Source organism: Clostridium estertheticum (assembly GCF_018861295.1).
GTDB lineage: Bacteria > Bacillota > Clostridia > Clostridiales > Clostridiaceae > Clostridium_AD > Clostridium_AD estertheticum_D.
This window is the reverse complement of sequence record NZ_JAHLDM010000009.1, coordinates 108,519-130,526: the sequence shown is the minus strand read 5'-3', so window position 1 is coordinate 130,526 and position 22,008 is coordinate 108,519. Positions and strand designations below refer to the sequence as shown.

The 22,008-nt window shown below is 30.0% G+C and carries 23 protein-coding genes; 8 read left to right on the top strand and 15 right to left on the bottom strand.

Annotated elements, in window-relative coordinates; all coding sequences use genetic code 11:
* Nucleotides 1-57: 57 nt before the first annotated feature.
* The 3 genes from KPL54_RS11120 to KPL54_RS11110 are packed head-to-tail and all read left to right on the top strand — an operon-like array spanning nt 58 to nt 2,583.
* Entirely contained in the window at nt 58-804 is a 747-nt protein-coding gene (locus KPL54_RS11120; RefSeq protein ID WP_216106651.1) for an ABC transporter ATP-binding protein, read from the top strand.
* 13 nt (nt 805-817) lie between these two features.
* Nucleotides 818-1,564, top strand: a complete 747-nt coding sequence (locus KPL54_RS11115) for an ABC transporter permease (RefSeq protein WP_216106650.1) — start codon at nt 818-820, stop codon at nt 1,562-1,564.
* Nucleotides 1,564-2,583, top strand: a complete 1,020-nt coding sequence (locus tag KPL54_RS11110; protein ID WP_216106649.1) for an ABC transporter permease — start codon at nt 1,564-1,566, stop codon at nt 2,581-2,583. The genes KPL54_RS11115 and KPL54_RS11110 overlap by 1 nt, the downstream gene beginning before the upstream one ends.
* A gap of 40 nt (nt 2,584-2,623) precedes the next feature.
* Here the strand turns inward: KPL54_RS11110 and KPL54_RS11105 are convergent, their stop codons facing one another.
* The 8 genes from KPL54_RS11105 to KPL54_RS11070 all read right to left on the bottom strand — a co-directional run bounded on the left by KPL54_RS11105 (nt 2,624) and on the right by KPL54_RS11070 (nt 9,255).
* Nucleotides 2,624-3,382 (bottom strand): GNAT family N-acetyltransferase, encoded by a 759-nt coding sequence (locus KPL54_RS11105; RefSeq protein ID WP_216106648.1) that lies wholly within the window; start codon nt 3,380-3,382, stop codon nt 2,624-2,626.
* A 281-nt stretch (nt 3,383-3,663) separates the two neighbouring features.
* Nucleotides 3,664-3,945: a ribosomal protein L7/L12 gene (locus KPL54_RS11100; protein ID WP_216106647.1), complete on the bottom strand. Its 282-nt coding sequence runs from the start codon at nt 3,943-3,945 to the stop codon at nt 3,664-3,666.
* Nucleotides 3,946-4,134: 189 nt separating this feature from the next.
* Nucleotides 4,135-4,413: a DUF6442 family protein gene (locus tag KPL54_RS11095; RefSeq protein ID WP_216106646.1), complete on the bottom strand. Its 279-nt coding sequence runs from the start codon at nt 4,411-4,413 to the stop codon at nt 4,135-4,137.
* Between the two features lie 119 nt (nt 4,414-4,532).
* The gene (locus tag KPL54_RS11090; protein WP_216106645.1) at nt 4,533-5,492 is read right to left on the bottom strand and encodes a hypothetical protein; all 960 of its coding nucleotides are present in this window, start codon (nt 5,490-5,492) and stop codon (nt 4,533-4,535) included.
* Nucleotides 5,489-5,911, bottom strand: coding sequence for a thioredoxin family protein (locus KPL54_RS11085; RefSeq protein ID WP_216106644.1), 423 nt, complete (start codon nt 5,909-5,911; stop codon nt 5,489-5,491). The genes KPL54_RS11090 and KPL54_RS11085 overlap by 4 nt, the downstream gene beginning before the upstream one ends.
* A gap of 640 nt (nt 5,912-6,551) precedes the next feature.
* Complete coding sequence (gene proC, locus KPL54_RS11080) at nt 6,552-7,358, bottom strand: pyrroline-5-carboxylate reductase (RefSeq protein WP_268038303.1); 807 nt, start codon at nt 7,356-7,358, stop codon at nt 6,552-6,554.
* Nucleotides 7,359-7,361: 3 nt separating this feature from the next.
* Nucleotides 7,362-8,066, bottom strand: a complete 705-nt coding sequence (locus tag KPL54_RS11075; protein ID WP_216106642.1) for an L-2-amino-thiazoline-4-carboxylic acid hydrolase — start codon at nt 8,064-8,066, stop codon at nt 7,362-7,364.
* A gap of 70 nt (nt 8,067-8,136) precedes the next feature.
* Nucleotides 8,137-9,255, bottom strand: coding sequence for a YkvI family membrane protein (locus KPL54_RS11070; protein WP_216106641.1), 1,119 nt, complete (start codon nt 9,253-9,255; stop codon nt 8,137-8,139).
* A gap of 476 nt (nt 9,256-9,731) precedes the next feature.
* Here KPL54_RS11070 and KPL54_RS11065 point away from each other — a divergent pair, with 476 nt between their 5' ends.
* Nucleotides 9,732-11,030, top strand: coding sequence for a cation:dicarboxylate symporter family transporter (locus KPL54_RS11065; protein ID WP_216106640.1), 1,299 nt, complete (start codon nt 9,732-9,734; stop codon nt 11,028-11,030).
* A gap of 431 nt (nt 11,031-11,461) precedes the next feature.
* Here KPL54_RS11065 and KPL54_RS11055 read toward each other — a convergent pair whose 3' ends face one another.
* Nucleotides 11,462-11,986, bottom strand: coding sequence for an ECF transporter S component (locus KPL54_RS11055; protein ID WP_216106638.1), 525 nt, complete (start codon nt 11,984-11,986; stop codon nt 11,462-11,464).
* A gap of 56 nt (nt 11,987-12,042) precedes the next feature.
* Nucleotides 12,043-12,660, bottom strand: a complete 618-nt coding sequence (locus KPL54_RS11050) for a uridine kinase family protein (RefSeq protein ID WP_216106637.1) — start codon at nt 12,658-12,660, stop codon at nt 12,043-12,045.
* A 464-nt stretch (nt 12,661-13,124) separates the two neighbouring features.
* On the opposite strand from KPL54_RS11050, the gene KPL54_RS11045 reads away from it, so the two are divergent.
* Nucleotides 13,125-13,571, top strand: a complete 447-nt coding sequence (locus KPL54_RS11045) for a staygreen family protein (protein ID WP_290444387.1) — start codon at nt 13,125-13,127, stop codon at nt 13,569-13,571.
* A 203-nt stretch (nt 13,572-13,774) separates the two neighbouring features.
* Here KPL54_RS11045 and KPL54_RS11040 read toward each other — a convergent pair whose 3' ends face one another.
* From KPL54_RS11040 to KPL54_RS11025, 4 genes are all read right to left on the bottom strand, one after another.
* Nucleotides 13,775-15,148: a DUF4317 domain-containing protein gene (locus KPL54_RS11040; RefSeq protein WP_216106636.1), complete on the bottom strand. Its 1,374-nt coding sequence runs from the start codon at nt 15,146-15,148 to the stop codon at nt 13,775-13,777.
* A 248-nt stretch (nt 15,149-15,396) separates the two neighbouring features.
* The gene (locus tag KPL54_RS11035) at nt 15,397-15,606 is read right to left on the bottom strand and encodes a hypothetical protein (protein ID WP_216106635.1); all 210 of its coding nucleotides are present in this window, start codon (nt 15,604-15,606) and stop codon (nt 15,397-15,399) included.
* A 485-nt stretch (nt 15,607-16,091) separates the two neighbouring features.
* Nucleotides 16,092-16,862, bottom strand: coding sequence for a hypothetical protein (locus tag KPL54_RS11030; protein WP_216106634.1), 771 nt, complete (start codon nt 16,860-16,862; stop codon nt 16,092-16,094).
* Nucleotides 16,849-17,337, bottom strand: coding sequence for an RNA polymerase sigma factor (locus KPL54_RS11025; protein WP_171295937.1), 489 nt, complete (start codon nt 17,335-17,337; stop codon nt 16,849-16,851). The genes KPL54_RS11030 and KPL54_RS11025 overlap by 14 nt, the downstream gene beginning before the upstream one ends.
* A 302-nt stretch (nt 17,338-17,639) precedes the next feature.
* Between KPL54_RS11025 and KPL54_RS11020 the strand changes: the two genes are divergently transcribed.
* Nucleotides 17,640-18,062 carry an OsmC family protein gene (locus KPL54_RS11020; RefSeq protein WP_216106633.1) on the top strand — a complete coding sequence of 141 codons (423 nt, stop codon included), beginning with the start codon at nt 17,640-17,642 and terminating at the stop codon, nt 18,060-18,062.
* A 44-nt stretch (nt 18,063-18,106) separates the two neighbouring features.
* Here KPL54_RS11020 and KPL54_RS11015 read toward each other — a convergent pair whose 3' ends face one another.
* Nucleotides 18,107-19,909 carry a MutS family DNA mismatch repair protein gene (locus tag KPL54_RS11015; protein WP_216106632.1) on the bottom strand — a complete coding sequence of 601 codons (1,803 nt, stop codon included), beginning with the start codon at nt 19,907-19,909 and terminating at the stop codon, nt 18,107-18,109.
* 285 nt (nt 19,910-20,194) lie between these two features.
* On the opposite strand from KPL54_RS11015, the gene KPL54_RS11010 reads away from it, so the two are divergent.
* Complete coding sequence (locus KPL54_RS11010; protein WP_216106631.1) at nt 20,195-21,037, top strand: CPBP family intramembrane glutamic endopeptidase; 843 nt, start codon at nt 20,195-20,197, stop codon at nt 21,035-21,037.
* 47 nt (nt 21,038-21,084) lie between these two features.
* A complete protein-coding gene (locus tag KPL54_RS11005) occupies nt 21,085-21,981 on the top strand; it encodes a DMT family transporter (protein ID WP_216106630.1) in 897 nt (298 codons plus the stop codon).
* Nucleotides 21,982-22,008 lie beyond the last annotated feature (27 nt).

The following is a 22,008-nucleotide window of genomic DNA, read 5'->3' as shown; positions in this document are numbered from 1 at the left end:
TTTAAATATAAATACTAAACGTTGTATATATAATGTTTTATATAGGAGGTAATGAAATTGGAAAAAATTTTAGAAATTAAGGGATTAAAAAAGAGTTTTGGAGAAAAGCAGGTAGTAAAAGGAATAACATTTGATATTGGAGTTAAGGAAATCGTTGGATTTCTAGGACCTAATGGAGCAGGAAAAAGCACTACAATAAATATGATCGCTACAATATTGAATATGGATGAAGGTGCGGTATTATTTAAAAATAAGGATGTTAAAGAAAATAAAGGAGAATTCAAAAAAGAACTAGGTCTAGTCCCACAAGATATCGCATTTTTTTCGGATCTTTCAGCTTATGATAATGTAAAATTCTTTGGTTCCCTATATGACTTAAGTGGTAGTAAGTTGAAAATAAATGTTCAAGAAGCATTAGATCATGTAGGTCTTTGGGAGAAAAGAAAGGATTATCCGGATTCTTTTTCAGGTGGTATGAAGCGACGTCTTAATATAGCTTGTTCAATAGTGCACAGACCCAAATTATTAATAATGGATGAGCCAACGGTTGGTATAGATCCTCAGTCAAGAAATAATATATTGGAAGTAACAAAAAAGTTGCGAGATGAAGGAACAACAATAATATATGTATCTCATTATATGGAAGAGGTTGAGTCCATTTGCTCAAGATTAATTATAATTGACCAAGGTATAATCATTGAACAAGGTGATAAAGATGAACTTAAGAAAAAATATAAGGAAAGTGGATTAAATAGTATAGAGGAAATTTTCTTACACTTAACTGGAAAAGAATTAAGAGATTAATGGAGGCGATGACATGAGTGGTTTTAAGGTATTATTTAATATGGGTATGAAAAGGAGACTTAAGGATTCTTTTTTGATAGGGTATGGAACTATATTTCCATTATTTTTAATAGCAATACTTGGATACATGGCATCAAATTATTATTCAGGGAAAAATGGAATAACTTCATATTATTACTATAGCATGGTAATTATTCCATTTTGCACATTTTTAAGCTCCGTAACTCTTGTATATATTACAAGAGAGGAAAGTATGCATAAATGTGGAGAACGGTTTATTATAGCACCAATTAGTAAGACCGCTATAGTATTATCTAAAATAATACCTTCTACGATTGCTATGATGTTTTACAATTTAATTTTAATGCTTATATGCAAATATATATTTAGTGTGAATTATAATAATAATTTTTTACAGATATTTATCCTATTTTCAATACTTGGATTAATGTCATGTGCAATAGGTACTTTTATAGGTGTAAGTACAAAAGATTTTATGCAGGTTAAAAATTTTATCAGTACTCCAATATTAATTATGGCACTACTAGGTGGAACTTTCTTTCCCATAGGATCTCTAGGAGAGATTATAGAGATTATAAGCTATATATCACCATTAACATGGATAAACAAAGGTATATTCCTAATGAATAACGATCATAGCACTAAGCTGTATTTTATTGCTACAGGTATAATACTAGCTTTGGGTATAATATTTACCTTTGGATCTATTAAAAAGTTTAGAAAGGAGTCGTTCTTATAATGGGTATATTATTAGTAACAAAGAATGAATTTTTAAAGAGCTTAAAATATAAAAAAAAATTGATATTAACAGTATTAATACCAGTCATTGCAGTTATAGCTGCATTAGGTATTAATAGTCTTATGAAGCCTTCTATTAATATAGGTGTAATTGATAAAGGATCAGGGAATGAATATTCAAGATTTAAAGAAAAGGCTGTTTCAATAAAAGGTTTAACTATAAAGAAAGCAAATGAAGATAGTATTAATACTGACATGATTCTTGCTAAATATTCTGTTGTAATTCAATTCAATAAGGATGAATCCTTCCAAGTAATCTGCTTAGACAATAAGGTTAAAGAAAATATTGAACAAATCATAAAGAATTATTTTGCTAATGGTGATCTGCATGGATTTGAAGATACTTTATCCGAAATGCTAAGCGAAAGTATGACTGTAGCGCAAAGAGGTGGAGGATATATACTATTAACCTTAATAATAACATGTACCTTATCCGCCTGCAATTTAATAAAGGATCAGAAAGAGGGTACATTAAAAAGGGTTTCAGTATCTCCTTATAAACCGATTATCTATATATTAGGGACATTTTCATATAATCTCCTAACCACAATTGTACAAGTGATAATTTCGGTTATTATAATAACAATATTACCTATTGATATTGGAATTAGTGCATTACAGTTACTATTTATCGGATTAACTATAGCCATTATTGCAACAAGTTTGAGTTGTCTAATTGTTAATTTGTGTAAAACCGAGCTGCAGGCAAGTTTAATTGCATCAGTAGTTTCTGTGATAATGTCATTACTTGGAGGCTCATTTTTACCTTTGGATAAAATGCCTACAGTATTAAAATACGTAAGTAATGCGACAATAACAAAGTGGTTAGTTATATTTATTGAAAAAATACAGCAAGGAGTAGTTAACACTGATGCATTCACTCCCATTGGTATTATACTAGGATTATCAATGTTAATGCTTGTAGTTGCTTGTAAATTGGGCGAAAGAAAATTTGCTTAATTTATAATAATATTTATAACCTTGTATCAAATGATAAGGCTCAATTTGTTGATTTTTCAAGCATTTTTTTCAAATATCCTTCATTCAGCAAATGCAGTGTTTTAAATTCACCTTTATAAAACACTGCCCAGTTATTAAACACACAAGGAAGTCTCTTTGATTTCTCTAAACTGTCAACCGCTATTAATTCAATAGGAATGTCATTTGTCTTGCAATATGCCTCAATTTGCTTTATGCAGTTCGGTATATACGGGCACTGTAAACCATAGTAGATAGTTAGAGTTTCACTATCTATTCTCTGTGTTTTTGCAGTTGGTGCAAACTGTGGTTTTGAGCCATCAAAAGATAACGCTAAAAGCTCATACTCGCCATCAATTGTATCTACCGTTTCAAATCCAAATTTCTGCATAAACTTTTTCTCTGAGAGAAAAGGTTTTTTCTTCTTTGAGCTAATAATGCAAACACCTGCCTTGCTTTGTTTTTTTGCGTCTGCTATACAATAATCAAGTAATTCTTTGCCATAGCCCTTTCCTTTGAAACTTCCCGAAACCCAAAGACAATAGATATATATATAATTATCACCAACAATAGGCACCCAAGCTTTTTCAAGCGGTGTATATTCAATAAATACCTTGCCCTTTTCATTGAGTTTCCTAAAAACATGGCCTTCCGCTATTCTATCTGCAATCCATGCCTTTTTTACAGCAACACCATATTGATGTTTTTTATCGGCAATAGCACAGCACAAATGCTCACTTGAAATATTGTCTGCGTTTAAATTTATAAAATCATTTCCCACCGTATTATCCTCCTGTTATATAAAATAGTCTTCGCACCATCATAAATTACAATTGTGCCCTTATTTGATTATACAGTATAACGATGTATTTATCCAAATATTTAACATATTTAGATTTAAATTGTTTTTATGCTTTTAAAATCCTTCGCATTAAATAAAATAATTTATATCCATTATCATCAAAATTCACAATGCTAATCACTATATAAATTTCATTGAATTATGCCTTACAATAAATATAAAGATTAGAGATATCCTACTCTTTTTGTCCGCATGTTTGCCTATTTTAATTCCTTTTCACATAAAGAATCTACATACTCTTTTGCTTCTAGTAACCCCAATCCAGTTACCATTCTATATTTTTTAATTGCTTCAATTTTTTTACCATCTAAAATAAGACTTTTCAGATCATTTGTTACTGTATCCGGCACTCCAACATGTTTAGCAATCTTATTTAGAGTTACATTTATTCTTTCAACGTCTTTTTGCGTACGAATAATAGCACATACTATAATTACTAGTAATCCTGCTCCTATAATTCCCCAAATAACTGTGTTGTTCATAATTTCACTCCTTCCAATATAGTTTACGAGTATGAGATAAATTATTTACTTATACTAGAGTAACCATAAATTCTATATAAAAAATTAAAATATCTCTTGTTACTAATACAATAAAAATCATAATAAGATGATACCTAGTATGGCCCTTGATTATGTTGCATTTCTTCTAACTATTAATATTTTTAATGATTAGACACTAGTTACCATTAATATAATTAAACCAATAAAAGCAATTACACAACCTATTATCTCTAAAAGGTTTGATTTATTTTTATTTTTTTTATATTTGTACAAACTTTCAAATCCTTGCCCTACACATAAGATACTAAAAAGACTATATGGAATTTGACTTTCCTTCATATATATAATTATAATTAAAATTAATATATAAAACATCATAGCTAAATAACCTATAGATTTTGATTGTAACCTCACAGCTTTTTCTTTACCAATATTATTTTCAGTCATTATTTCTTCACCTCTCGTATTTTTTATTTTTTAATTTAAACTAAATTAGATACCTGATAATATAGATGTGACGTTTCAAATAAAATCACATCTATATCATTATAAAGTTAATTGATTGATTAGAGATTACAATTCTCCTTTATTGCAGTAATACCTAATACTGCTGATCCTAACTGCATTAAAGCCGATCCAAAAGCCGCTCCTTTTTCAACACCAGTTGTTGATACTCCCATTAAAGCTGCGGCAGCTTCTTTCACTCCACCTAATGCAGCTACATATTTTTTTATTTTAAATATCTTAGCAACTGAAAATACACCAGAACCAATTGCCCAAGTTATAGAACCCACACATTTAGTTATTTGCCATGCTGATGGATCTGCAATAACAGGAAAAGCAGTATTATTTGTGAATTCAATAACTTGAGTTAATTTATTTCCATCTTGAATTTTATAATGTGTTGGAACTTTTTTACCGTTAGCATCATAAGCCCAAGGCTTATCTACAATCCCCGTAATAATATTTTTATTGTTTACAATAAAAACTTCACCAGTTGAAAACTCCTTCCCTAAGTATTCAGTGTCAGTTACAAGTTTTGTCCCCTCTTTTAAATTAAATTTAAAAGTATACTCTTTTGGAGCAGCACTATTGTTAATTGTAATTAGTGCTCTAACTCCCTCCATACCTTTTTCTTGTACAGCTTGAGCTCCAAAGGATGCAGAACTGTTATTATTAGTATATACAACTGTTCCATTTTCACTTTTATTAACATTTGAATCACCAGCTTGCTCCGGTAATAACATACCAAAGTTATTGTTGTTATCATATGCAGAGTTAATTAAAATAGGATTAGAAGCCTTTTGTGGTATTTTAACAACTGCATGAAAACCATCTGTCTTTACAACAAAATCATTTGATTCAGTTGTATTTTTTACAATAGTTTTTGTTCCTGTAATTTTCTCAATTGCGTTTTGTGCTAATTTATTATTGTATTCAGTAGCATTAGCCTGCACACTTGAACCTGATGCAACTAACATTGTTGTTAATAATACCCCTGCTATGTATTGTTTATAACTACTCATTTTATCTTTCCTCCTAATGTATTCATAATTTCTTCACTTTGACTTTCTACACTACAATCATAAACCTTTTCTACATCTCCTTTACTTACAACCATTATTGTTGGAACGGATTTAATACCTAAACTGTTTAAATAAACCCTCATTTCTTGCTTTTTACTAGCACGAACTTCAGTATTATAATACAATATTTGCTTATTTGTATCCTTTAATTTTTTTTCTAATTTAGGCGTAAATTTTCTACAATCAGGACATGATGGTCTACCAATATAAACTAAAAAACTTTCTTTGTTTTCTATTTTTTTAGCTAAACTTTCTTTATTAATGTCTAATAATATCTTAACCTTAGAAGTAGTTGGTATTACATTATTTTCTTTAGAGTTACCATGAACCCTAGTCAGATAAAAAGATCCTACTCCCAAAATTATTACAATAATTATAATACAGTGCTTTAAAATTTTTTTTTAATCATAATACCTCTTTTCATTAAAGTTTTTGAATAAAAACTCTTTCAAATGGAATTGTTTTCTTATGTATATTAATATTCACTCCATTGTTCATAATATTTTTTGGTAATACAAGTTATTTATCCCTTAGTTAACATGGTATTACATAAAGTTTTATAATGCAACATAAAAACCCTTAAACGTCATTATTTCGACATGAATGGAATATCAACAGCAAAATAAAGAAAAGAAGTAAAACTCCAGAAGAAGCTTATAATACTGCTATTTATTTAAATAACAAGTGGCTTTTAGATGGTAGGGACGCAAATGGATTTGCCGGGATAGCTTGGTGCTTTGGAAATCATGATAGACCTTGGGGTGAGAGAGCTGTCTTTGGATTAGTTAGATTTATGAATGATAAAGGATTAAAAAGAAAATTCGATATGAAAAGATATTTGCATAAGATTGAATCAATGGCTTACTATTCTGTGATTATAAGTGATAATGAGAAAACTGAACAAACATCATTATTTTAAATGGCATATTAATTCCCTCTTAATAAAATAGAATACTTCTTTATTATTTTATTAAGAAAGAAGTAAATTAACATAAATAATTATTCTAATTCATTTGTCCTTTCAAGAGCACTTTTTACACTTGACATAATGGTTCCATGAAAACTAGATTCGCTTAACACATGTAGTCCTGCAATGGTTGTACCTGCTGGTGAAGTCATTGTATCCGTAATTTGGTAAGGATGTTTTCCAGTTTTTTGAATGGTTAGTGCAGAAGCAATTAAATTCTCTAAAGCTATAGCTGCGGCATCCTTACGGGAAAAACCAGATTCCACTCCAGAATCTATAAACGCTGCAAGAAAATACATTATGTAGGCAGGCCCAGCACAACTATATGCAGTAAATGCATTAAAGAGGTTTTCATCTATGAACATTGTCTGTCCTAATGCACTTAAAAGTGTTTCAACTATTTTTTTGTCTTCAGGTTGAACCTGCTCATTTACGTTTGCTGCACTATAACCATGTTGTACGTCAATCATGGTATTTGGCATAATACGAACAAGTTTGTGATGGCTTTCAAATAAATTTTCTAATTTTTCCATTTTGATTCCCGCACATATAGAAATAATGATAGTAGATTCAGATAAATGATCTTTAATATTTTGTGCAACACTTACAATATTTTGAGGAAGTACTGCAATTAGAATAATATCTGCATCTTTTACAGCAACTGTGACATCTTCTGCCTCTACAATACCATATGTAACATTAAGGTATTTTCTTCTTTCACTTAATATGTCAAAAACTGTAATGCTTCTTGGAGAAAATATTTCATTTGAAATAATTCCTCTGATGATCCCTTCGGCCATATTTCCACCGCCGATAAATGTAATTTTTTTATTTAACATATTTTATTCCTCCTGTTTTATTTGCAAATTTTTTAAAACATCAAAATACTCTTTGCCAAATAGCAATATGTATTCTTCTACTACTTGACTAATAATTAGAATACCACCTTCGCCGAGTTTATCTTTTAATGTTTTACTCATTGAATATAGCAAATGAGCAGTGTGAAAGTTAAAATCTCTAGTGCAGGTACTACCCAGTTCAGTTCTCTTTTGAGCAAGTTTTATCGTATCCTCTTCATGCATTGGATTTTCCCAGTGAAATTCACAATGATCTGCTCCAAAGCTTAGATTACTAGTAGCTTTCATATGAAAATTTTTATTGAAACCATTAAAAACAGCAGCATCTATATTTACACAGTAATATTTCCCATAATCTAAAAGATTATATTTTTTCCATGATACACACCATTCACATTTCGTTACAGCACTTACAAGTTCCGGTTCTGTTTTAAGAATACCAAATTCCATTGTACTTTTTTCTGGAACCCATTCACTGTAAGCTTGACTATTTATAAAATCCAATGCATCTCCATTTGCAATTGCTCTTTTAGCCATCCTTTTTCCACGTTCATGCCCATAATTTTCAATTCCAATATAGATCGCCTCTTTGCCTTTTTCACCAAAACGCTCTATAGTATATTTTGCGAAGAGTGCAACTAATACTGCATGATGTTCAATCCTGCAATGAACTATTTCAATTTTACCCATTTTAATATTCAACATCCTTTCAATAATTTATAAATTTACTCAACAACCCTTAATTATAAGTCTCTTTCTATTAAATACTATGATTTACTTCATTCTTTTTTAATTTTTTAGTCTTCTCTCTTAATTCTTTATAAATCATAAATCCTGCGAAAACAATAGCTGAATATCCTGCCAAAGGATATAGAATATTTAACAATTTATCAAAAGGAAGTACTCCTCCAAATAACATACTGATTACAGTTAGTACTGTTGCAATGATGTTAAACTTTTTAGTTTTGTCAGTAGCAAACTTTCTAACAACCATTAAAAGAAATGAAGCCACTGCTGAATAAATACTTAGCACTATTAATACTGAAAAAATTAATCCTAATATAGGAGATATGTGATTAGCGATTGCTAATGTTGGAACTTGCGTACCTATAATTAATTTATAATAAACAAGTTCACCTATTATAAGTGCAATAATTGCAATAGTAAAAGCAACAGTTCCAACAACAGCTGCCGTTCTTGCTTCTTTTAAACTTCCTGCAGATGCTCCACAACTAACCTGAAATGGTATACTAACCATAAGAGCAAGAAAAGCATATAGTGCTCCTGACCATGCCCAATTAGAAGAAGCGGATTTAAACCCTAATGTTGGCATAAGCCTGCCAGCTTCTGACAATATAGTTGGCTGCCCAAAAATAGTTATAATCCCATAAATACCTATTATTGCCACAAATAAAATTTTAATTGGGCCTATAACACCTATTATGTCAATGAATTTTTCTACCCCCAACAATATTGTGCCCAATGCAAGAAGAGCTATAGCGCCAGTACCTATATATGTTGGTATTCCATAATATTGATGAATTGTTGCTCCTCCACCAGCCAACATAACTACAGATATGGCATACACCAATACAACACTGTACCATACATAAACTTTACCTAGAGCTTTTCCACAATAATACTCAAAAACATCATATGGATTATCAAATTTCTTTTTTTGCCCTATTCCATATAAAATGTACGTTAAGGGTATCATTAAAGCCACAAAAATTAACGCAGCTATAATCCCCTTTGTCCCACTTGTTGCAAAAAATTGCAAGACCTCCTGTCCTGTTGCGAATCCAGATCCAATCCAATATGCACACAATGCGCCTGCAAGAAGTACTACTTTTTTTACACTAGTTAATTGTTTTTCCACCTTCACCACTCCTTTTTTCTAATTTAAATATTTATAATATTGTCTCATTATAAATTACAATAAAAAAACATATGGTTGCTGAAACTTCATTAGGACAATCCCTTATTATCTCTAGATAAGAATAAATAATTTTTAAATATTCAATTGTTTTAGATTCATTATATTTACTAAATTTGATAAATTCATACTATTCCTATTATATTACTATGTTTTGTACTAATATGCAATGTAATAATATGGAGCAAGTATGTTTTTTTCCCCTACATTCATTTTATTTTAATTGATTGTTTTTTTATACAAATGAATTCATATAAAATAAAACTTGCATTTTTCATAAGCTAGTACTACAATAAAAGTAAAATTGCAAATGAAAATATACCCAACTCTATAATAACAAATAGAGCATTTTTTTTGTTTTCAAATAACATAATAGCAATTAATATTTTATTAATGGAAAATTCAAAGGAGAACACGGGATGAAAAAATTAAAGCTTGGACTAGGTACACAGATTCTTATCGGACTTACACTTGGTGTTATAGTTGGTGCTATTTTCTATGGTAACCCAGCAGTTATACCATTTCTACAACCTTTAGGCGATGTTTTCATACGTCTAATTAAAATGATTATAGTTCCAATTATATTTTGTGCACTTGTTGTTGGAATTGCAGGTGGAGAAGATGGTAAACAAATTGGTAGATTGGGTTTAAAGACCCTAATTTACTTTGAAGTAGTAACTACAGTTGCCATCTTAATTGGAATATTGGCAGGCAATGTATTCCATCCTGGAACAGGTATAGATATGGCAACACTTGTAAAAACTAACATATCAAGTTATGTTAGTACTACTAAATCCGTTGCAAATCACAGCACGGTAGATATGCTTGTAAATATTGTTCCTACAAACATTGTTAGCGCCATGGCTGAAGGCAATATGCTTTCTATCATATTTTTCTCGGTTATGTTCGGATTAGGAATTTCTGCAGTCGGGGAAAAAGCGAAACCTGTTCTTCAGTTATGTCAAGGGATTTCTGAGGCAATGTTCTGGGTAACTAATCAAGTTATGAAAGTAGCACCAATTGGAGTATTTGGCTTAATGGGTGTGACCGTTTCAAAATTTGGTCTTAAGTCCCTAATTCCTCTTGGCAAGTTAACTTTCACTGTTTATGGATGTATGATATTCTTCGTTTTAGTAATACTAGGATTAATAGCTAAAATGGTTGGAATAAACATTTTTTCACTAATTAAAGTTCTAAAAGATGAAATTATTCTTGCATACACTACAGCAAGTTCTGAAGCAGTATTACCTAGAGTAATGAACAAAATGGAGAGCTTTGGTTGTTCAAAATCTGTTGTATCCTTTGTTATTCCAACTGGTTATTCATTTAACTTAGATGGATCAACATTATATCAATCTATTGCAGCACTATTTATTGCTCAGTTATATGGAGTTCATTTGTCAATATTTGCTCAAATTAACTTAGTGGTAGTTCTTGCAATTACTTCAAAAGGTATGGCAGGTGTAGCAGGAGCATCTTTAGTTGTATTATTAGCTACTCTTGGATCTGTAGGTATTCCATTAGAAGGAGTAGCATTTGTCGCTGGAATTGACCGTATCCTTGATATGGCAAGAACAGTTGTAAATGTGGTTGGTAACTCATTAGCCGCTGTGGTTATGTCCAAATGGGAAGGTAAATACGATGCAGTTAAAGGTGAGAAATATCTAGAAGAAATTAAGAACGGCGTTATTAATTCTAACGAAGCTCAAAGTTTGTAACCGACATTAATATATTCTAAGTAATGGCTACAATATTTTCATTTCTTAATTGAAGTGCACTAAGTAAGAGAATTGTAAAATATTGCTTAGCAACCCAATATCATAGATTGTATTAAATAATAATTTTAAATATGGATAAAATAACAATAAATTGGCTTGTCGTAAAATAGACAAGCCAATTTATTTTTCCCTAATTATTAAAGCATCATAAATTTATGATTAATAAACTAAAACTTTTGTTTATATGAGGGGTAGAACCTTATCATATGCCTTGGTTATTGTTGATGAAAAATCTAATGGATTAGTCTATACCATTGAAAAAATGAAGCCTTTTGATATAACGAGTCATGTACCCATTTAACATGTGGAAACAAAGTCAAAACTAGCAGAAAGGTCTATGTAAGTTTCTTACTATATCTCAAAGCCTCACATTATGACATAAGTCTAGATTTTTTCAATGCATAAATAATGGTAGGTATGAGAGCAATTTGAATAATAATACCTGGAAGTGCGGTAACAAATGAAACAGAAATAAATGATACCATACCATAAGTTTTATCGGTAAATCTAAAGAAAATAGTATTAACTATACCCTGGACAATTCTGCCACCCAACATAGCTCCAATAAGGGTTGGATAAATTTTACCCTTGGTATACCGATACAATAATGCAGACAGTGCACCATAAGCATACAGTTCAAACATCATAGATATAGCTGTAGGAAAAATTGCTGGCCTTCCGGTAAGAGCATAAGCTAGTATGGGTAAAATCATGCCACAAACAGCACCATATGGGAATCCACAGAGAAAACCGCATATTAGCACAGGTATATGCATAGGTAAAAAAATAGCCCCCGGATTAGATACTGGTATAATTTTTACAAATTGAGGAAGTAACAACCCAATAGCGATACATAACCCAGTATAAGCAAGCTTTCGTGTACGATTAATTTTCATGTTAGAATCCCCTTTTTTAATTAAATTATTAACCTATATAACAACGTGACAGTTCTCTATATCCACAAAGCAGAGGTATCTACTACAATGTTACATTGAGCTTCAATATTAAGGTTTAGGAAATAATATTCCTCCATAGGAATCCATTTTTCACGGAAATTTTGAAACATTTTTTCTCCGTTGCGACTTAAAATACGTTTCTGCTGCACCTGTGAATTAAGATCTAAAAATATTTTATAGTCGTAGTATTTCGAAATTGTAGGATGTAGACAATAACTGCCCTCAACAATAGTAATTTTTTTAAAACCTACATGGCGTGCTTCTCCCAAAGTTCCACTTAAACATGAATATGGTCGATAGGTAACTGCCTCCCTATTTTGTAGTGGTTTAATAACTTCTTCTTTAAAGCGCTCATAATATACATTGCCACCGCATTTGGACAGTCGTTCCTTCGTTTTCATCTCAAAGGGAAGGAAAAAATCATCCATATGAAATACATTACAGTCAAACGTTTCTGCAAGCATTGTTGCCAAAGAACTTTTCCCGCTTCCACACCGCCCTTCAATTGCTATAATTGTAGGTGCACTTGCCTTAGATAACTTTTCCACTGCTGCAAACACCAACGGATACTTTACCTTATCCAATAGTGAATATTGATTACTATTATTGTTCATAATATATTCCTCCTTAATATTTTTACTTTTAATTTTAGATATATAATTCAAAGTTTTATTGCTGTATCTAAGTACAGCTCCTGATATTAGTAAAACTATTACATTCATAAATTCAGATTTTAAATCCTCTCTTAAATAATTTTTAAAAAATAAAACCACAAAAACTGATAACTGCTCTGCAGAAATCAACCTTCGTGGTCATTAATTAAATTTATAGATTTATATAATTTTCCAACAATTGTATACTCTCGTAATATACTGACTTATAATACCATGTAACTTCTACTTTGTAAATATTAGCTCTGTTGTTTTGTTATCAAACAGAACTCGTACACTTTGTTCCTAATTTCTATAACTGGACTTCTCACTGCATAAATTCTTGCTAGCATTAAGTGTATAACAAGAATATAACAACAGTTAATTTCATAATATATGTAATGTATTTATATTATGGAGGGTAGGCTTTGAGCAAATTCAATACGGATATGTTACACGTTAATTTTGGCATGGGAACAGGTAAAACAAAACCAATTATTCCTAGGAAATATACACTTACTCATTCAGACGTTACCGGAGAATTATTTTTAACTATTGCAGCAAAGTATGATTATGATAAAATCACTGATATGAGGGATGAAGTGCTGGCAGAATGGATTATTGTTAATAGCGAATACGCACTGATGGTTAACGTTATGGTAGATAAAGAAAAGAACCCAATAATGTCAGCGGTACGTAATAGCATTTTCACAAAAGAATTACCGCTAGCACTTTCGGCGATTAGATATGGAGATAGAGAATTTTTTAGAGAAAATCCCTCTTTAGATAAAGCACCTATTTATGTGAAATTTAATTCTGTTTATCCTATGTTTAATCGTTTAGAACTATGGGGAACGCCTTCAGATTATAAATAATTTTTTTATTTAGTATCCATATAACATAAGTTAAAACTGCAATGAGAGTATAAGGGAAATAACAGGGTGAATATTTTTCACTCCAGTTTCTTCCCTTGATTCTTTAATGGCAACAGCTAATAATATCAAATTCGCTTCACTCATAAAATCCGTCAATAGCCTGTGTAAGGGGCCAGACCCTTGAACAAATATGTAAAGTTGTCTTAAATCAAATTATCTATACCATTAACCGTAGTTTGTTCATTGTCATTAATAGGAATAACTATGCATTTTTGGCCATTAATTATTTGAGATTTTATTTGAGATACTTTTTCGGGTTTTACCTGTAGTATAACATCATACTGAGGGGTAACATCATTATCTTCTGCAAATGCATCTGGAACTTTCTCTAAATTAGTTTCTAAAGTTTCTTTTAATTCAGTTACTGAAGCTTCTTCTAAAACCACATTGTCATCGTTAACTTCTGTAGACAGTTGAGTTTCATTATCTATAGTATTATCTTGGTTAACTTGATCAAGTCTAGCTTGAAGTGTTTCTACTTGTTTATGTAGGCGTTCTTCCTTTTTTCTTTGCACATTTGCCTTAAGTGCCTTTGCGTCAATTAAATTTTTAGCTATTGTGATATCATCACCAAAGTTCTCTACATAAGAGTTTTCAATCTTAGTAGTAATTTCGCCTGGAACTTCACTTTCTATTAAAAGTTTTTGTATATCCTTCTTTGTTAAGCTTATAGGTTCACAATCTGCATCATCGTTTAGCTCATTGTATTCTTCTATCATAGTGCTTAAGTTTTCTTGTATATCCATAAAAATTTTATCTGCTTTAATTTCATCTTCGCTAAAAGAATCTTTAATAATTGATTGAAATGTTTCCTTTTGCACCGTAGCCGTTTGTTTTGAGAGGCACCCTAGAACATTTTCCATTAATTCAGTATGTGTATCCTTTGCATTTTTTGTGTAATACATAATAGAGTTAACATCTGAGCTACGATCAATAAAAGCAGGAAACACAAAACCATTAGTTGGAGACTCAACTACCCAATCTCTAATACGTGCTTTTATTTCGTTTTGCTGCTCAAAGTATCCAAGACCTGGCTCTGAAAGTGAAACTGGACATATTGCACATAACACGTATTCATATACTTCTTCAGATTCATCTATCTTCACATTATCTCTGGTTTTGCTAATAACATCATAAGCATCATGAAAAAAGAGTATTAAAAAATTACCGGTGTAATCATAATTATCTATAATCAAATCATAAAGGTTACCTACAAGAGCATCATCTTTTAATTGACTCTTTTTAAGCTGCATAAGCAAAGTTTGTCTTTCATTTGTAAAATCTTCATTAACTTCAAAGTTAAGTTCTAAAATATTATTCCCAATAGTCCCAGATAGTACTTTTTTAGCAATTTCTAAATATTTAAAGTATTCTTCCTCATCTAAATTTAGAAAACTTTCTCTAAATTTTAAAATAGTATGTTTTTCTCCATTAACATAGCAGCCACACACTTTAGTGAAGGTGCATTGTTCTTTTTTAAAACGTCTTTTTAATTCAAGTATATCTTTTCTTCTCATATATAAACTCCTCAATTTATAGACAAACCATACGTAAATTTATAATTGTAATGGTTTGTCTTTAATATTTTTTTTGTAGTTATAATTAATATATTATCGTTATTAATTATAGTATTTCTTTTACAAAAAATAAAGGATTTATATATTAATCAATTTTTTAAATCCTCCCTATTGATATATATGAAACTGAAAAAAGGTATATAGATATTAACTGATAATTTATTGGCATATCTATTGGTTTTGAAGATTTACTTCACAAGGTCTTCAGAATCTTTATCCTCAATACTACTTTTTTTGTTTAAACTTCTTATTATTTCTTCTATTCCTGTTACCGTTAAAATAATCAAAAGTATTATACTTGATTTACTTGAATCCACAAAAAACATAACAACCTCAGCAATTGCGAAAAGTAAAGATAGTACTCCCAATATAAATCCTTTATTATTATATATTTTCATTTATATTCTCCTTACTATATTTATTTAAATAATACAATTTGAAAGATCTTCATCACTCAGTTAACATGATATTACATTACCGCCTATAATATAACCACAAAAACATGAAACGTCTGTTTTATGACATAAAACGATATTTTGTAATCTTTACATTAGTATCCATATAACATAAGTTAAAACTCCAATGAGAGTATACGCATTTCTGCAGATATTCAATATCATCGTCAGTACAGTAACCGGAGTTATAGACGTTCTTGCTAGCTTCCTTGTAGTCTCTAGAAGTTATTACCGATTTGTAGAAACCTTCAGTGGTGGGATAACAATTGAGAATTATTATCTACTCCAGAGAATTACAAAGGGGTAAATCTCCTTCTGAAGTCATCAATGCATCTTCTTCGAAGCTGTTGCAGCGACCCAGGGGATGATTTAATCAAAAAAAATTACTAACTCTTGAAAGTTAGTAATTTTTTATTAAATCATTAGTTTTATTTGGTAGAGATAACTTGAGGTGCCATTTTAACTAATTCATCTTTCGATATATGAGAATTCATTGATGATAAAGAATAATGAATTCCATCCTGCATCCAATCTAAATATTTAAACTGAGAGATTTCTATCTTGTCACTTCCATAGCTGAACACATATTTACCGGACAATTTATCCTGCTTATCCTGCTCTGTCAATTTATAATTTGCTGGTACAGTCTTATAAACAGATGAACTATAATATAAATCTATACCGTTACAAGTATCAAAAACAGTCTCTTTATTTGATCTTTCCTCGAGCATTCCGTTTTCCATAGAAAGATCTAATTTGTCATTACCTTTTGTATACGTAAAATCAAGGGATTTTGATTTTTTTACAGTGTTGCCTTTCTCATCAACGCCTTTATTATTAACGGTATATCCATCTACAAAGGTATATCCGTTGTCAAATTTATCTACTAGTTTAGGCTTAAATTTAAAATCATTTTTCACTTGTTCTACTGTAGGTATAGTAGTATATTTTGGTATAGTACTTGAACTTCCATATATAGACTGTATTTTTCCTGTGGCAAATACAGTTGTTCCCATTATCATAGTAGCTGCTAATGTAATAATAATTTTTTTCCTTATTGATCCTTTTTTACATAGTTTTGTATTTTCCATTTCATCATTCTCCTTTTTTTCCGGTAAACTGCTTAATGTTTCATTTACCTTACTTTTAAAACTTTTAGGCATATCTGGAAAGATATTATTCCAATTATAGGAATCCATAATTCGCCTCCATATTCTCTAATTTTATTTTTATTGATTTTCGTCCTTTTGATAACCTGCTTTTTACAGTTCCAGTGGGTATTCCTAAAATCTGTTTAATTTCTTTTACTGAATATCCATCTACATAATAAAGAACAATTGTAATACGAATACGCTCAGGTAAATTCTGAATGGCCATATATAATTCACTATAATCATTTTTATCATCAACCTTTGCAGACTCAAAGTATTCTTCATAAGGTACTTGTGAATGTTCTTTACTTTTCAAACTATAACATTCATTTATTAGTATCCTAACTAACCATGTTTTAAAATATTGTTCTTTCTTTAGTGTATCTAATTTGTTATAGGCTTTTAAAATTGCCCCCTGAACTGCATCCTCACAATCTTGCTCATGAATCAAAATTGATTTAGACACATGATATAAAATAGATTGAATCTCAAGAACTTTATCTGTAAATATAGCCTTGTTCAATTGACTTCCTACCTTTCTTTGCAAACTGTAGCGCTACCTCTTTTTGCTTTACACTAATTAGATAGATATATCTGCTAAATGGTTCATTTAATTTAAATTAAAATTAAATTTTTTATAACATCCCATTATATTGTATCCCCTAATGGTATTAAAGTTTAACTATTTATAATATTATGATATCATTAGATAATGATTACATAGGAGATGGATAATAAAGTAAATGCTTTGATGGAATTGCTTATAGCCTTTCTTAAATGCGAGTTTGAAGAGTTAAATAAAAATGAATACAAGGAGGTTTTATTATGATTAACAATTTAACAGTAACAGCAGATTTAATAAATGACGAGGTAAAATTCTCAGCTATATCTCGTGATAACAATAATGTATTTATAAATGCTATACAACCTTTAGGTGAGGCAGATGGTTATACTCCACTTGAATTATTTCTTATGAGTCTAGCAACTTGTAGTGGAATGACTTTGGTTTTATTACTAAGGAAGATGAATAAGAATGTATCTGGATTAAATGTAAGTGCTTCAGGTGAAAGAAAAGAAACATTACCGAAGTATTTCAAAAGTATACACTTAAAATTTGAACTTACATCTAATGATGTACATGCATATGATATTGAGAAGGTTATAAAAAATATGGAAGAATGTTCATGTCCTATTTGGAATATGGTAAAAGATAATGTTGATATAAGCAGTGAATATAAGATAGATTAGCAATTACTGATAGTTTATCATCTCCCTTAGCATCTATAATACAACTATTCTAAATCTATACCCGCCAACTTAATTAAATATAAAGCATTCTTAGTAGTTGATACTCCGTCTCGAATTTTATAGTCAAATTTTATCTCATTATTTACATAATACTCTTGGAAGTTATAATTCTTAATTTTGAAATACTCATATTGTAAATCACACAATTCCAAGTCGTGAGTAGAAATAACTCCTGACGCACCTTTTTCACCTAATTGTTTTATTAATGCTTTAGCTCCATCATGTCTATCAATAGAATTAGTTCCCTTAAATAATTCATCTAATAAGAAAAATACTTTTTTATTCTTTCTTGTCTCTTCAACAATCATTTTTATCCTTAATATTTCTGCATAAAAAGAAGATATGTTATTTTCTAAGTCATCACTTGTTCTCATACAAGTAATAATTTTCATAAGTGAGCATTCAAATTTTTCTGCACATACGGTGGCGCCAATATAACTTAATACTAAATTTATACCTATGGTTCTTAGAAATGTACTCTTACCAGACATATTCGAGCCTGTTATTAGTAAAATATTTTTTTCATTGTTAATTGTAATATTGTTACATACTTTTTTTTCACCTAAAAGTGGATGACCTAATCCATTAGCTTTTACTATGAAGTGGCAATCTGTAATTAAAGGTACAGTCCATTGTGGATTGTCATAAATAATATTTGAAATACTACTTAGTGCCTCAAATTGACCTATAACATCAAACCACTTTTTCAAGCTGTTACCTGAATTAATTCTCCATTTTTCAAACTCTATCATACATTGATAATCCCATAAGATTGATATATTAAATATCATAAAAAATGAGTTCTGTCTATCAGATATTTTGTCATATATAGTAGCCAATTTTTTTATTGCTGTTACTGCATCTTCACCTTCATAGGTCACTAAATTACTTTTTAATTGTCTTAAATAATCACTTTTAAAATCTTTATCTGCAATTGAACTTAACAATCTAAGATATACAACTATAATACCTTTGTATTTATAAATATTATTAAACGTGTAACTTCTCTTTTTTGCACCAATAAATAAAATTATTGTCTGGAGAAATATCGTAAAACAAGGTAACTTAAAATCTATTAAAGAAGTAAAATAAGTTAATGTAATTAATAACAATGTTAAACATGGCAAAAGTCTAACAAATAAAATAAGCCATGACTTAGTATATAATTCATTTTTATCCTTTCCCCATTTATATAACTCTTTTGGATTAATATTTTGATTAGGTATGACCATACCCTCGGCCTCAAATTGCTGTCTCCATTCTAAGTTTATAGCTAATTCATGCAATGATTGCTGTATTGTATTTATTTCAACAGAAGTGCTTAATGGGTGAATAAGTCTATTTTTTAATTTTTCTCTCCCCATAAATGTTTTACTACTATTTATCCACTGAAATAATGAACATTCACCAAACATATCCAAATCATCCGAATAACTATGTTGTTTATCCTTAAATTCACTTCCGTCATCCTCGAAATCTTTCCATTCTCCATTTAATCTTTTTAATGCTTTTTCATTAATTTCTTTCAATGCCATTGAGTAATTTCTTTTATTGATTGCTTTACTCTTCTCTATAATTAAATAAATAAAAATAGCCAGTGAAACAATAAAAATACTTATACTTACCAAATAACTTTTAATGATAAAAGTATATACTGTAACACTAAAATCAATTACGAAGGTAAAAAATCTAAAATAAACTAAAATCTTTATTGACTTATTTTGTTCTTCAATTAAATCTTTGTAAGTCCTCAATTTATTAACATAATTATTATATGCACTAACCAACGTTTACCCTCCAATTTCCATCATAATATTTCGTTCTAATATATTTTAAAAATAAGTATTTGCTTATGGCAATATCATAGTAGGTATCGATTATAAAAATATAACTCTGCTACATTTCAACAAACATACTCAATTATCCTTTAAAATTTCTACCCACCAGCTTTAATTAGGTTATTAAAGTGGAATTGTATTATTAACGACATTTTAATAAACATATAGTATAATCTAAATAGTATTAATTTAAATAAAGTTAAAGAATACAATAAGTTTGAGAGTGTGATTATTATGAATTTTTTAAGAAACATAGAAAAAGGAACTATAAACATTAAAAAAATAACAATAAAAAAAGCGTTTTTTATAATGATTCTAACAGTTTTGTTAGAATCATTAGGACAAATACCTATAGTTATTATCAATATACTTTCTAAAAAATATTCAACTGCATTACCATATATAGACCTTGTAGCAGATGTAATAATTAAATTTTTTGTTATTACTCTTTTATTAAAATTGTATAGTAAAATGTCCTATGACATGCCCGGCAAACAAGGTTTAGATAAGAAAAAATTTATTCGTGTTGCTGTAATTATTATAGGTTTTCGTTTAGCGTACGATAATAGCTTAATTTACTTGGTTGATAAGATACCTATGCCCACTTTTATAAGTCAAGCCTTTGGAGAAATGTCTATTTCACCTATTATTCTGATACTTTCAATTGCTGTTATAGCACCTATATATGAGGAAGTCATTTTTAGGGGGATATTGCTAAAGGGTATGGCAAATAAAATGGATCCAGACTTAGCAATTGTAATATCCGCCTTAATCTTTGCATTAGTTCATATGAATATTCCCCAGGGCATAAACGCATTTTTATTAGGATTAATTATTGGAGCTATATACTTAAGCTCGAATTCAATATATTTATGTATATTTGCACACTTTATAAATAATTCTGTGGCAATTACAACTTCAGGGTCCTTCCAATTATTAAGTGGAAAATATTCCATGATAATTCGTAGTATATTTTTCCTTGTGGGGATTACAATTTTAATTTTTGCCTATAGATGGTACACCCGAAAGAAACCAGAAGATACATTAGATATATACAAGGAATTTATAGAAAGATAATAAGCTAAACTAATCCTTGAAGAACAAGGGGAATGGAGTAATATTAGATGTTTCAATCACACTTAGGCGAAATGGCTGCACTTGCAACTGCATTATGTTGGACAATTACTGCTGTATCATTTGAAGCCGCAGGAAAAAAAGTCGGGTCTATATCAGTAAATTTAATAAGACTTGTTATCGCATTTATATTAATATCAATTTATAATTTATTTTCTAGAGGAATGCTCTTGCCAATAGATGCTTCCAATTCCGCCTGGTTATGGTTAACTTTTTCAGGAATAATTGGTTTTGTTATAGGGGATCTATTTTTGTTTCAGGCATATGTTGAAGTTGGCGCGCGTATATCAATGTTAATTATGTCAACAGTACCACCAATAACAGCGATTACAGGATTCCTTCTTATGGGTGAGAAAATCACGGTGCTCGGGCTTTTGGGCATGATAATAACTATTGTTGGTATCGCTCTTGTAATCCTAACTAAAAATCCAGGTAATAAAAAGGTAAGGTTATCCCATCCAATTAAGGGATTAGTATATGCTTTTATAGGCGCCTTAGGACAAGCTTTTGGTCTTGTTTTTAGTAAGTTTGGAATGGGATCATATGATCCGTTTGCTGCAACTCAAATTAGAATTATAGCAGCGATTATTGGGTTTTCAATTGTCATTTCTGTATTAAAGAAGTGGGGTGAGCTAGTTGTTGCGATTAAAGATATGAGGGCAATGAAATACATTTCTATTGGTTCACTATTTGGTCCATTTGTAGGAGTATCCCTCTCTTTACTAGCTGTTCAACATGCATCAACTGGAGTAGTTTCAACAATAACATCAATAACTCCAATACTACTAATACCTATTTCAATTATTGTATTTAAGGAAAGAATTGCTCCAAGAGAAATATTTGGAGCAGTTATAACTTTGTTAGGTATTTCACTTTTATTTATATAAGCAAATCACTGGTTTCATTCCTTTATT

What these genes read in the sequence shown, in the direction of transcription:
- KPL54_RS11090 (WP_216106645.1), bottom strand. Translation starts at nt 5,492, where the DNA reads ATGAGTAGTTATAAACAATACATAGCAGGGGTATTATTAACAACAATG.
- KPL54_RS11010 (WP_216106631.1), top strand. Translation starts at nt 20,195, where the DNA reads ATGAATTTTTTAAGAAACATAGAAAAAGGAACTATAAACATTAAAAAA.
- KPL54_RS11005 (WP_216106630.1), top strand. Translation starts at nt 21,085, where the DNA reads ATGTTTCAATCACACTTAGGCGAAATGGCTGCACTTGCAACTGCATTA.
- KPL54_RS11040 (WP_216106636.1), bottom strand. Translation starts at nt 15,148, where the DNA reads ATGAGAAGAAAAGATATACTTGAATTAAAAAGACGTTTTAAAAAAGAA.
- KPL54_RS11030 (WP_216106634.1), bottom strand. Translation starts at nt 16,862, where the DNA reads ATGGATTCCTATAATTGGAATAATATCTTTCCAGATATGCCTAAAAGT.
- KPL54_RS11050 (WP_216106637.1), bottom strand. Translation starts at nt 12,660, where the DNA reads ATGAACAATAATAGTAATCAATATTCACTATTGGATAAGGTAAAGTAT.
- proC (WP_268038303.1), bottom strand. Translation starts at nt 7,358, where the DNA reads ATGTTAAATAAAAAAATTACATTTATCGGCGGTGGAAATATGGCCGAA.
- KPL54_RS11095 (WP_216106646.1), bottom strand. Translation starts at nt 4,413, where the DNA reads ATGACTGAAAATAATATTGGTAAAGAAAAAGCTGTGAGGTTACAATCA.
- KPL54_RS11100 (WP_216106647.1), bottom strand. Translation starts at nt 3,945, where the DNA reads ATGAACAACACAGTTATTTGGGGAATTATAGGAGCAGGATTACTAGTA.
- KPL54_RS11075 (WP_216106642.1), bottom strand. Translation starts at nt 8,066, where the DNA reads ATGGGTAAAATTGAAATAGTTCATTGCAGGATTGAACATCATGCAGTA.
- KPL54_RS11115 (WP_216106650.1), top strand. Translation starts at nt 818, where the DNA reads ATGAGTGGTTTTAAGGTATTATTTAATATGGGTATGAAAAGGAGACTT.
- KPL54_RS11110 (WP_216106649.1), top strand. Translation starts at nt 1,564, where the DNA reads ATGGGTATATTATTAGTAACAAAGAATGAATTTTTAAAGAGCTTAAAA.
- KPL54_RS11065 (WP_216106640.1), top strand. Translation starts at nt 9,732, where the DNA reads ATGAAAAAATTAAAGCTTGGACTAGGTACACAGATTCTTATCGGACTT.
- KPL54_RS11055 (WP_216106638.1), bottom strand. Translation starts at nt 11,986, where the DNA reads ATGAAAATTAATCGTACACGAAAGCTTGCTTATACTGGGTTATGTATC.
- KPL54_RS11020 (WP_216106633.1), top strand. Translation starts at nt 17,640, where the DNA reads ATGATTAACAATTTAACAGTAACAGCAGATTTAATAAATGACGAGGTA.
- KPL54_RS11035 (WP_216106635.1), bottom strand. Translation starts at nt 15,606, where the DNA reads ATGAAAATATATAATAATAAAGGATTTATATTGGGAGTACTATCTTTA.